The organism is Methanohalobium evestigatum Z-7303 (assembly GCF_000196655.1).
Classification (GTDB): Archaea; Halobacteriota; Methanosarcinia; order Methanosarcinales; family Methanosarcinaceae; genus Methanohalobium; species Methanohalobium evestigatum.
In genome coordinates this window covers 1491850-1504256 of record NC_014253.1, presented here as the reverse complement: position 1 = coordinate 1504256, position 12407 = coordinate 1491850, and the positions used below count along the sequence as shown (strand labels likewise).

Sequence of the window (12407 nt, the reverse complement as noted above, 5' to 3'; positions counted from 1 at the left end):
AAGAAATGCAAACCCTGCAAACAGAGACAAAAGATCAGACCAGAGATGAAAATGTCATAGAGATTCAAAACCTGACAAAGAGATTCGGCAAACAAAATACTATAACAGCAGTGGATTCACTGACATTCAATGTTAAGAAAGGAGATGTTTTCGGATTTGTTGGTCAAAACGGTGCGGGTAAAACCACAACCATGAAGATGTTGATAGGACTGCTTGAACCCAGTGACGGTTATGCAAAGGTCGCAGGATATGATTCTGTAAGAGAAGTGATAAACATCCGTGAGGTTACAGGAGTGCTTCCGGAACCAGCCGGATTTTATGGTAATCTTACTGCAAGACAGAATTTGAGGTTCTATGCAAAATTATACGATATGGATTCTGAAACCAGAGAAAACCGTATAGTTGAACTGCTGGAGATGGTCGGGCTGGATGATGCGATAGACCAGAAAATAGGCGGTTTTTCTACAGGTATGCTCAAGAGATTCGGGCTTGCACAGGCGTTAATAAACGATCCTGAAATCCTGTTCCTTGACGAACCCACAAGTGGTATTGATCCTAAAGGTGCGCAGATGATGCGTGATTTGATAAAACAGCTCAGCAGAGAAAAAGATGTCACAATTTTTCTGAGTTCTCATTCAATGTCTGAAGTTGAAGAAATCTGCAGCAGGATAGGTGTGATTGATAGCGGCAAACTCCTGGCAATCGGAACTGTGGACCAGCTAAGGGATATTATCAGAGAAAGAGAAGGTGTAAACTATTTGCTTGAGGTCTGGGATATATCATACAACGATATGGTTGAGAAGTTGAACCTGATGGACGGAGTTCATGATGTCAAAACCTTGGATGGAACATTACAGGTACACGCAGACAGCGGGATGCGGGCTGAGATTGCAAAAACCATCAGTAAATCAGGAGGCACGATATCAAGACTTGAAGAGGAGCGGATGGATTTACAGAGTGTTTTCCTTAAACTGATAGGTTCCTGATCCAGAGTTTGAATTTTCTATATAAACAGTTTGACAATATGGTTATAAATTATTTATAAAGTCACTTACAAGTCTAATATGGAACATTGAAAAAGATGTTCTGAGAGTCCAACCAAATCTGGGGTGTGGTTGAACTCAAAATATACCAACAAAAAGTTGCCCAGAGGCAAAAGGATATTGGTTTGTTATAATTTAAACCTTTTTTGATTGCCTCTGGATAATGGAGGTAAAACAAAATGAATACTGAATTTAAAGTGGAATATATGAAAATAAAATTAGGTATAGCTATATTTTTTATATTAACACTTTTTACAGGTACAGTTTCTGCAAGTGCAGGTTGTACTATAGATTCGAACATGGGTGAAAATCTGGATACAAAAGTCTGCGATGCTCAAAACTATACGATAATGATTGAAGGTAAAAGTCTAGATAATCAAAACATTATGCAGCAACGAAGTATGTTTATAGATAAGTTTCTTAATGAAACGAATGACGAAAAAGAACCAAGACATATAGGCAAAGTCAAGAACCTGAAATCACCCAAGAACACAGAATTGGTAGCCTATGGTTTCAAGATGCTCTCAAATGGTGCTGTTAAAGAATATAGAGGTTACTGTAACAATGTGTCAAAAGGATACGAAAAAGCATTGTCTGAGGCAGATAAATGGTATAATAATATAAGTATTAAACCATCTAATATAGCTAAAACTAACGATGGAACAGATATAACTACAAGTGAATTTGGAACAGCAAGTAATGACTGGGAACTAATAAGTTCATATACAAATGAATATACATACTCGCCACATGGAGACTATGAGACAAGAACCAGATGGTATTGGGATGATGAAGAAACAAATAGCGATAAAGATTATTTCATGCTTAGGAGCAGAGTTACTTTAATGCCAGGAAAGCAACAATACAGCAGTGATTGGTTAAATAACTACGCTTATATAAATCATGATTGGGCATATTACGATTACCCTGGTACTCGAGACCTTGGAAACGCTAAACCATTTGATGAGAGTGGTGAAACTGAAATTAGCATAACATTATCAGGATGGTCTGTTTCAGGTACATGGACAACAACTATTCCTGATTACAGCATAGATGATAAAAGCGACTATATCGATGAAGTAGCTAAATGGGAAGCGGATATTAATCCAGGATCTGATTCATGTGGAGTAAGTAGCTTATCAATGGAACCTGGTTCTACTATGGAATGGTCTCAAAGTGACGCAAGGAGCGGAGAATGGGTAGATTTAGCCCGTTTTGAAGCAAAACCAGAATGGGTTGATATTGACCCTTATGATACATTCACCCCTGGTTTTTTGGGACATGCGTGTTGTGTCAAGTGGACTGGATCAGATTACACAGATGGATAATCCATTAAAGATTTATGGTTTATTCTTTTTTTTTATTTTTTTCTTTACATAATGAACGTATGGTTTAAAATCTGTGGTACTAAAAATAGTAAATATCACTGTAATATGACCGAAAAATGGCATGGATTCAAATTTTAATCAAAAACTGCCAAATTTTGTGATTATAATAAGAAGTTTATACTCAGAACAGATAAGACTTTAATTTAAGTTTATTTTTTATAAAATTAAGTAAAATGAATTTTTTGGTCAAACATTTTAGAAAGATTGTTAACTTTTTGGTCAAAGCCTGTCAAAGTAGTTTTTAGCTAGCTCTTTTTCTAATAAGTCAATCATGCATTTTGAAATTTTTGAAAGTAAACTGATTGGACTTTTTGTGCAAACACTTTGCAAAAATTGTCAACTTTTTGTGCAACTCGTTAACTTTTTGTGTGGAGGAACTTTTTAGGCAAAGCCATTTCATAAGTTAATTTTATATATTATAAAGTCGACATATAGTTACCGGTTACCTAAAAAATAAAATGGATTTATTACCATAATAAATAAAAAATATACAAACATTTAATAGCATAAATTAAATAAAATAAAAGCGGGAGATTGAATGAACATCCATACTAAAGAAGATGTAATAAAGGCTATAGAGCAGTACGATGTAAAGTTTATCCGGTTACAGTTTTCGGATATACAGGGAATTGTCAAGGATGTGGAAATACCAGTAACCCAAATAGAAAAAGCTCTGAATGAAGGTATTTCTTTTGATGGGTCATCCATTGAAGGTTTTGTACGGATAGATGAATCAGACATGGTATTAAAGCCTGATGTTTCAACATTTGCAATCCTTCCGTGGAACCAAGAGAAAGGTGTAGTTGCACGGATGATATGTGATGTCCATTTACCAAATGGTGAACCTTTCGAGGGTGACCCGAGATACGTACTTAAAAAAATGCTCAGAGAAGCAAAAGAAATGGGTTACGAATTTAATGTAGGTCCAGAACTTGAATTTTTCATGTTTAAAAAAGAAAATGGTGAAGCAACAACAAAACCTCATGATTTTGGAAGATATTTTGAATTCGCTCCTGCTGACCTTGCAGAAGATATACGCAGAGACATCGTATTGACTCTTAGCGACCTGAATTTTGATATTGAAGCATCTCATCATGAAGTTGCATTCGGACAACACGAAATTGATTTTAAATACAGTGATGCACTAACAACTGCTGATAATGTAATGACTTTCAAATACGTTACAAGGACAGTTGCAAAATTACACGGACTACATGCAACTTTCATGCCTAAACCAATCTATGGAGAAAATGGTTCCGGAATGCATGTAAATCTTTCATTGTTTGGAAATGATGGTAATGCTTTCTACAATCCCAATGGAGACATGGAAATTAGCGACGTAGCCCGCTGGTTTATAGGTGGAGTATTAAGACATATAAGAGGGATAACTGCAGTAACCAATCCAATAGTCAATTCCTATAAACGTCTTGTACCGGGTTATGAGGCACCGGTTTATATATCATGGTCGGGAGCAAACAGAACTTCGTTAATCCGTATACCTGCTGCACGTGGAAACAGTACACGATTGGAACTTAGAAACCCTGACCCATCATGTAATCCCTATATTGCCTTTGCAGCAATACTTGGTGCAGGTCTGGAAGGTATCAGGGAGAAAATTGATCCTGGAGAAAAGGTAGAATCCAATATATTTGAGTTAAGTGACCAAGAACGTGCCAGATTAAATATTGATACTTTGCCTTCCATGATAAATGAAACTGCAAGTCATCTGGAAAATGATGAACTTCTCAGGGATGTACTCGGTCCTCATGTACACAACAATATCTTAAGAATTGCAAAAGCTGAATGGGAAGATTACCGGATACAGGTACATGACTGGGAAGTCAACAGATATTTGAATTCTATATGATTTGTGCTTTAAATATACGTGAAGCATATCAGGATGATTTTCATCGGATTCACAGGTTCATGGAACTTGTGAACGATGAATTTTTTCCACCTCTTGATAAAAGAGAAAAAAGTATAGATAAGCGAATACAGCAAACTATTTTAAATACCAATTCTGCTTACCTTATTGCAGAATCTGAAACAGAGAATAATTTTTGTTTTATAGCAGGTCTTATCGGGTTCGAAAAATATTGGAAAAGCGAAGATGATGCGTACATCAATTTTCTGGCCGTACATCCTGAATACAGAGGTATGGGGTTAAGTTCTAAACTTGAAAAACAACTTGAACTAAAACTTAAACAGGATGGTATTTTGTACATAAATGTTTGTACATGGTCTACAAACAAACCTGTTTTAAATTTTTATGAAAAAATGAATTACCGGATAAACAGTGTTTTGAAAAATGATAGAGGAAATGGTATAGATACTATTTATTATTACAAATGCTTATGATTTGCCAAATTTTTAACTTTTAACTGGTTTTAAAAAGATATATTTGTATCAACCTATATAAAATAGCAAATCTTAATCATTTGAACGGTATTGATAGATTAAATTAATGCAATTCTAATTTGGAACTTTATGGTCAAAGCCCCCGAAAGCGGCTTTGCCTAAAAACCTCTATATTTTTTGTGCAGATTAACTACTTTTTGTGCAGACGGACTTTTTGGGCAATGCCGTTTGGTGTCATTTGACTCTAAATGATTATAATAATCTGATAAGATCATCAGGAACAGCCTGCTCAATATATGGATTCAAAAAATATTTTTTGTACTTCCCACTACTTTCAAAAGTAATTATATCGTCATTGTGGAATTTCTTAATATGCCAATTTATGGTTCCTTTGTTCAATGAATGTTTATGTGAAAGTTCCTGATTTGTTATACCGGGTTGTTCTTTTATCGATTTTAACAGCTGTTTACTTGTTTCATTCTTAAGATGTGGGATAATCGTTTTTTCGATATCATTGAATGTATCTGAATTTTGGATAGCCAGTGTGTATTTGTCTGATTTTATCAACCTGATTTTTTCCATGGTCTCAAGCAGTCTAACATGATATCTCACGGTACCCCTGCTTATAGCCAGATTACTTGATATGTCAGCTATACTACAACTAGGGTTATTAACTATATAGTTGTAGATTCTTCTACGGTTTTTGTTGCTGAACAGGTCTTTTATTATACTTAGTATAAACGGCAGCAGTTTAACTCCACTTAAAAAAGTAATTATAACTCCCAATATGTAGGAAATTTGTACTCTCAGTGGTAATTCCCAGAATGTAACAGTTTCATCTGCACCACTGGTATCTACATTTTCGGATTTCTCAATTTCATCCTCGTCATAAGGTGTTACTTCATATCCCCCTTCTTCTGCAAGTGTTGAAGTGGAGAATATGAGCATAAAAATTAAAAACAGGATAATCTTTCGCATAGTATCATATCATTAATTATTCTTTGTGGATTACTGAGTTCAATCATAGTCATAGTTATCCACATCAACTAAACATTCGGTGTTGGCTGTAAATCAGCCACATTATAAATCAGATGAAACTTGGGGTATTTATTTTTTATGTCCATATTCTCAAACTGAATATCTGAAAGTTTGTAACAGTTTGACGGTTTGGAGATAAAATGTTTATAATGTAGTTACATTAGACAATTATTAGGGCATTGAAAAAAGATGTTTTCAGGATACATCTGAATTCGGAGTGTGTGATTGTATCTATATAATATCAGTAAATTTGCTTGAGGATAAAGTTGGTTATTTTATATCTTGATTCGTCCTTTATAGCCCTCTTTAAATATACTGTAAATAGACAGTTCCAGTGGAGATATTTCATGAAAAAAACCATGATATTATTCCTTATAATCATTTCACTATTAGCATCTAACTGTAATGCTTCAGCTAACCTTCAGGAAAATACAAATGGTTCAATAAAAGTTGAAAAAGTCATTTCGATTTCAAATGTAACAGATCCACATTTCTATGAACTTGCTGAAAATGCTAATATGGAAGTTAAAGACAGTAGAGATATAGTTATGGTGGGACGTTGGGGACCAGATGGAAATAGGTTGCTGGTCAACTCTAAACATAACCCATTGAATGGTGTTGAACTTCATGCTTTATATATGGTAAGCCCAAATGGAACAGGAGTAAAAGAAATTGTTTCTACACCTAATAACACAAAGGACAAATCATTGAGTATATCGCCTCCTGACTGGAATCCTAATGGAAACCGAATTGGTATTGGCTTAGGTGTATTCAGGGTGAAACAACTTGATGCTATCGCTAATTTGTTTACAGGTAATTTAAAAGTTATCGATAAAAACATTACCACCATCAACTCCATGAGAGAAAATCTGATGGATGTAAAATGGCAGGGACCTTTTAAATGGGGTTCAGATGGATTAAGAGCTCTTATTCTCATGAAAGATAAAAAAAGCCAGATGGAATATCAATTATATCTGGTAGATATGGACGGTTCTATCCTGAGAAAACTTGGCAATAAGTCAATTGATGATGTCAGTGATGCTTTCTGGAGTAATGACGGCGAAAAAATTGCAATACAGGGTGATGGTATTTGGGTTGTAAACAGGAACAACTCAAACCTAAGACAGGTGACTCAGAAAGGAAGTTTCCTTGAGTGGGGTAAAGAAGATGAAAGATTATATTACAAAACAGGCAGTGTTTCAACAGGTTATAGCATTTATATGGTTAATATAAATGGAACTGGAAATAGAAAAATTTCTGAGAAATGTTATAAGGATGATGTTTTCAGTTTAAGTCCTGATGAAGAAAAGATTTTGTTTACCACATTCCATAGATCCAAGCTGTATATATCTGATTCTGACGGCGGTAACAAAAGGTTATTTCTTAATATCACAAAAGAACGACATATTCCAGATCAAGGTGCCACCTGGAGCCCTACCGGAAATAAAGTCTCATATATAGAAAACGGTGACCTTTATACTATAAATACAGACGGAACCAATCGATCCAAAATTACATCAGATGTGGGGCAGTATAAATGGAACCCATCAGGTGATTATATTGCCTACATCACTGTAAATGGAAGCGACAAAAGACCTATATTAGTAGCAACTCCAGAAGGTAATAAGAAAACCAGAATCTCTCCTGGAAGACATGAAAAATTCTTGCTAAAAGATGGAGGATGGAGTCCTGATGGAAGCAGATTGCTTTTTGGGTCTATAGATTATGGACGTGGACTATATGTAGCAAAATTTGAAGGGTATAAAAAGGTAATGTCCATCTACACACCTACAAAACTTAACAAAGAAAAAGGTGATGAATATGTACTTCAGGTAAAATCGTTATCTAAACCTGTAGGAAATGTATCAGTTTCTCTTGATGGCAATAATATAGGTACAACCAATGCGACCGGTCATCTGACATACAAAATTAACAGAACCGGTAAACATCAATTAAACGCTGCCAAAGAAGGTTATCAACCCACAAGCAAATACGTTTTACTGCAGAGTGATAATTCCACACAACCCTCTGATCCTACAGCAAATGATAAAAAATCGTCTGATAACCCCAGAATTTCCGGTTTTGGATTGGTTTCTGTTTTTATTGTATTAGCTATTGCTTCGTGGAGGAGGAAACAATGAAACACAATACTTTAAACGTATTTGTGATAGCTCAAAAAGAAATCGAAGATAATCTCCAAAGCTCAAGGTTTAAGGTGCTACTTTTTATATTTACTCTGATTGTATTCTCATTCAGTGTACGGGAAGGAATGAGTGGAAGTAATATCTTTGAACAGGGTTTTCTTGATGTCGCCCAGATCATGGGTATTTTCCTGCCGATTGTAGGAATTGCTATCGGTTTTGATGCTGTAGTCAAAGAACGAAAATCATCATCTCTAACTATCTTTCTTACACATCCGGTGTTTAAAGACAACATTATAACTGGAAAAATGGTAGCTGGATTGGTTACTCTTGCAATGGTAATTGTTATATCAGTTATATTTTCTGTTGGTACAGTTCTTATACTCACCGGTGTTCCGGTCGGGCTGATGGAATTGAATAGAATTTTTCTCTTTGGTATCATTACATTTGTATACCTTTCAGTATTTTTGGCAATGGGTATATTGCTGTCTATATTTTCCAGTAATCAGACTAATTCATTTATTTACGGAATTGTTATATGGATAATCCTGATTTTAATGTTTGGAACGATTTCATCAGCAACTGCCTCTATTGCTACAGGTGAATCAATTATAGACATGGAGAATAACCAAGAAGCTGCAAAATTAAATAGTGATATGCAGAAACTCACACCTATACATCATTATGCTGAAGCTGTCACTGGATTTTCAGGAATAAGTGTGGGAAGTGTAAACTTTAATAGTGACCAGAAGGCAAGTTCTGGAGTTTTTGACCTCAGTCACACCTTAGGAAAGTGGTTTAATGATTACTGGATGAATATTGTTACATTGCTGGTTATGCAGTTTTTACTTTTTGCAGCATCTTTTGCAATGTTTATGCACAAGGATGTTAACAGGTGATAGTTATGACCAGGAGTATCAGGAAAATAGCGGTTATAGGTCAAAAAGAATTTGCAGATAGCCTTTGGAGCCCAGTATTTTTGTTATTGCTATTAACTTTTACTTTAGTAATATTTTTTGCCAGCTACTGGCAGGGTATGTTGGGTGAACATCTGGGCAGAATAACCGCTGGTCCCTCATCTGTCCTTATGCTCGGATTTAAAAATCTTGCAGATATCATGGCATGGTTTACACCCTTAATAGGCATTGCGCTGAGTTTTAATGCGGTCATAAATGAACAAAAATCCGGTTCACTTAATGTTTTATTGGGACATCCGGTGTTTAGGGATAATATTATTCTGGGTAAAGTGTTTGGTGCTTTATTAACAACTGCAATAGTTTTATTCATATCAACAGCTGTATCAGCTGGTACATTGCTAATGTTTTTTGGTGTAACTGTAACTGCAGCAGAACTGGTAAGGATTGCTCTGTACGTAATAATCACTTTCCTTTATACATCAGTATTCATAGGTATCGGGTTTATATCGTCAATTAAATTAAAAGATGCATCAGATTCTCTAATTTACAATATTGTTATATGGTTATGTTTATCCATTGTTTTTACTGTAATAGTTAATGCCATCTACCTTCTTATAGAACATACTTTAGTAGGCAACCCTGACAGCTGGAACGTTATTGGTGGTATCTCAAACATTTCACCGATGCACCATTATGCAGAGTTGATTACTGGAAGAGCCAATTTAGGGTGGTCTGGTCCGGGAGTCGAGTCTACAATTAAAGGGGTAATTGATACGCGTTTCACACTTTTCCAGTGGTTAAATGAATTCTGGACTAATTTGGTCGTGCTGATTGCAACACCTGTTATACTGTTTGTCATTTCTTTCATTTCGTTTTTGAGAAGGGATATAACATTGTAAAATTATAGTATTAAGGGTTAATATACATAAAAAACTGGTTTCTGGTATCATGTTACTCAATTACAATAATATTTCAGAATTTAACACACAAACAGTTTGACGGCTTGGTTATAAATTATTTATAATGTAAGTAAATTAGATTGGTTCGATAATATCGAAAAAAGATGTTCTCAAGATACAATCTAATCTGGGATGAGTGGATTGTATCAATATAAACCGACAAAAGGTTGTCTGGGGCAAGGTTTGGCATATATTTCATTGCCTAATCTTGCCTCTTGGACTACAAAACTGAAACCAAGAGGTGAACAATATGAATGCAATTAAGGGAAAGCAGTTAGGAATATTGTTAATAGCATTGGTAATAATAAGCATCGCAGTTGTACCAGCTGCAAGTGGAAATGAAAACACTAATTCAGATAAAAAAACATTAAATGAACTTTATTATACGAAATCTGAATTACAAAGTCTTTACGATAAATACAACATTTCGGAAAATGATATAAAATTCTCCAAAGACAAACTACCACACTATCTAAAGGGTACTATACTCAACAGCGACAAAAGAGTAATAGCTACTGAAGACGGCACACCACCCGAAGGATTGGTAAAAGGTGAATATTATGAAAAGGTTATAAGCCATGACAAAATGAACAGCATTATTGACCAGGCAAGACAGGAGTATGTAAATAAGTACGGTGTTGACCCCGCAAATCCAAAAGTAGAAATGGTCAATGGTCAACCTTTGCCAAAAGAAGAGGTTAAAAGATTAGTAGAAAGTGGCGACCTTAAAGTAAGTTCAGAGGATACCGTTAATACTGAAACGAGTCAATAAATTGGATTGAAAAGTACTTCATTAGATGCGTCATTTGTACCTTGGGATCCACATGAAGTAAATGGAAAAATTCATGAACATATTTTTGTAGCTTCAGACGATCGACATGAACCTACTGGAGCAATAGTAAACCCTACTGATGAGGCATTAGCTAGATTTGAACAATTTAACATTAATGTAGATCGAACATGGTATTGGAATGGATGGGATGCAAGTGATGTATCCCCTGCTGACGATAGTAGTAACGCCCTTGAGGATTTGATAGAAGATACAAATGTGAGAGATGATGCAAACGATATAGTGATAGGTTGGGCGCATGATATGGATCACAATGGAATAGCAAAAATTGGTGGACCTTACTGTGTATGTTCGGACAGTGCAAATTTAAAAGTCGATTGGCCACATGATAGTATTGTACAGCATGAAGTATCTCATAACTTTGATGCTGAAGACCAAGGTTATTGGGGTTATGAGCATCCTGAATGTATAATGAATTATGAATGGGCTTACTTGGGAAGAAACATTTGGTGTTCAAGTTGTGAAGATGTTGTACAATATGGAATTGAGCATTAAATTAATTAATCAATTCCATTATATTTTTTACAGGAGGGGGGTTAATTGAGTTATCTAAAAAAAATATTAGCAATTTTTATAGTTTTTTTAGTCCTAATAACAATTGTAAACCTAGCACCTTTAGCATTAATGACCGTCGAACCGCTTTATATCATCGAGAACAATGATAAATATCCTCATAATGCAACTGTCAAAGTTACCGGTAATGGAGGAGAATACTCTGAAAACACAACATATCACCTCGAACCAGAAGAATCTGTTAGTGTAGAAAAACCGATAACTCTCCTAATAAAATGGTCGAATCCATTCAAAAAGGGATATCAGTATTATGCATCTGGAGATTATCGGTATCATGTTATATTTGAGAATACTTCAGTAACCTACTATTCTACTCCACATCTTGTAAATACTGTAAAATTTAAGCTAATTAATGAAAACGGTAATTTTTATGTACACGTTAGTGAATACTCGTAAAATCGAATTTTATTCAACATGAGGATTTAGTATATAGGGGGAGAAAAGAATAAAGAAAAACTCATAGACTACATCCAGTTGCTTTTATCGTTTCTGATAATGACTGGTGCTACCTTCTTTATAGGTGGATTAGTAGTCGATATACTTAATTCTAATCTCTATCATCACAACTAGCACTTCATCGTTCTTATCAAGTAATGCTTGCAATAGCTGTACTGTTTATTGGTAACCTGATAGTGGCACAGAAAAAGAATGCTCATATTGCAATAGCATCTTTTTTGATAACGTTTGTTGTTGGGGGGCATGATAATAATGATTCCGTTTTATTATGCAGGATATAGCCATGCATCAGACAAATATAATATCAATGTAACCGAGGTAAGTGATGTATATGTTTATAATGCAAATAAAATACCAGATAATTATACACGAATTACTGAAAAAGAACTGGATGAATATCCAAAGCTCAAAAATGCACTGAATAAAAATGGAGAAGCCAGTTTAACTGAATCTGAATTCAATGAATTGGACAGGTTTTTAACGGAGTATTACCATGGTAGACCGTATATCAAATACAAAGAGAAGTATTACATGATTGAACTTGATTACAATGTTACTTGATTAGTAACATAAATAATCTCTATCCAATTAGATGTCATTTCTTTTTTGCAATTGTTATTGTTAGTTGGATTTTTCTTTTATGGTTTATATTGTTTGTATATCTAATCAATCCCAACAGTTTGA

At 34.9% G+C, this 12407-nt stretch carries 12 protein-coding genes; 11 read left to right on the top strand and 1 reads right to left on the bottom strand.

Features of this window, described 5'->3' with window-relative positions; all coding sequences use genetic code 11:
• Positions 1-5 precede the first annotated feature (5 nt).
• The 4 genes from METEV_RS07480 (at position 6) to METEV_RS07465 (ending at position 4789) form a co-directional block, all read left to right on the top strand.
• On the top strand, positions 6-986 hold the full coding sequence (locus METEV_RS07480; RefSeq protein ID WP_013194917.1) for an ABC transporter ATP-binding protein: 981 nt from the start codon (positions 6-8) through the stop codon (positions 984-986).
• A 236-nt stretch (positions 987-1222) separates the two neighbouring features.
• Complete coding sequence (locus METEV_RS07475; protein WP_013194916.1) at positions 1223-2371, top strand: hypothetical protein; 1149 nt, start codon at positions 1223-1225, stop codon at positions 2369-2371.
• Between the two features lie 598 nt (positions 2372-2969).
• Positions 2970-4298, top strand: a complete 1329-nt coding sequence (gene glnA / locus METEV_RS07470; RefSeq protein ID WP_013194915.1) for a type I glutamate--ammonia ligase — start codon at positions 2970-2972, stop codon at positions 4296-4298.
• Positions 4295-4789 carry a GNAT family N-acetyltransferase gene (locus METEV_RS07465; RefSeq protein WP_013194914.1) on the top strand — a complete coding sequence of 165 codons (495 nt, stop codon included), beginning with the start codon at positions 4295-4297 and terminating at the stop codon, positions 4787-4789. Before glnA ends, METEV_RS07465 begins: the two co-directional genes overlap by 4 nt.
• A gap of 252 nt (positions 4790-5041) precedes the next feature.
• Here METEV_RS07465 and METEV_RS07460 read toward each other — a convergent pair whose 3' ends face one another.
• Positions 5042-5737 carry a winged helix-turn-helix transcriptional regulator gene (locus METEV_RS07460; protein WP_013194913.1) on the bottom strand — a complete coding sequence of 232 codons (696 nt, stop codon included), beginning with the start codon at positions 5735-5737 and terminating at the stop codon, positions 5042-5044.
• Between the two features lie 437 nt (positions 5738-6174).
• Here METEV_RS07460 and METEV_RS07455 point away from each other — a divergent pair, with 437 nt between their 5' ends.
• From METEV_RS07455 to METEV_RS07425, 7 genes are all read left to right on the top strand, one after another.
• Entirely contained in the window at positions 6175-7968 is a 1794-nt protein-coding gene (locus METEV_RS07455; RefSeq protein ID WP_013194912.1) for a DUF5050 domain-containing protein, read from the top strand.
• A complete protein-coding gene (locus tag METEV_RS07450; protein ID WP_013194911.1) occupies positions 7965-8867 on the top strand; it encodes an ABC transporter permease in 903 nt (300 codons plus the stop codon). The genes METEV_RS07455 and METEV_RS07450 overlap by 4 nt, the downstream gene beginning before the upstream one ends.
• A gap of 5 nt (positions 8868-8872) precedes the next feature.
• Positions 8873-9784, top strand: a complete 912-nt coding sequence (locus tag METEV_RS07445; protein ID WP_013194910.1) for an ABC transporter permease — start codon at positions 8873-8875, stop codon at positions 9782-9784.
• Between the two features lie 310 nt (positions 9785-10094).
• Positions 10095-10616, top strand: coding sequence for a hypothetical protein (locus METEV_RS07440; protein ID WP_013194909.1), 522 nt, complete (start codon positions 10095-10097; stop codon positions 10614-10616).
• Between the two features lie 6 nt (positions 10617-10622).
• Complete coding sequence (locus METEV_RS07435) at positions 10623-11189, top strand: zinc metalloprotease (RefSeq protein ID WP_013194908.1); 567 nt, start codon at positions 10623-10625, stop codon at positions 11187-11189.
• A 129-nt stretch (positions 11190-11318) separates the two neighbouring features.
• Positions 11319-11663 (top strand): hypothetical protein, encoded by a 345-nt coding sequence (locus METEV_RS07430; RefSeq protein WP_157197315.1) that lies wholly within the window; start codon positions 11319-11321, stop codon positions 11661-11663.
• Positions 11664-11975: 312 nt separating this feature from the next.
• On the top strand, positions 11976-12284 hold the full coding sequence (locus tag METEV_RS07425; RefSeq protein WP_013194906.1) for a hypothetical protein: 309 nt from the start codon (positions 11976-11978) through the stop codon (positions 12282-12284).
• The last annotated feature ends 123 nt before the right edge of the window (positions 12285-12407 follow it).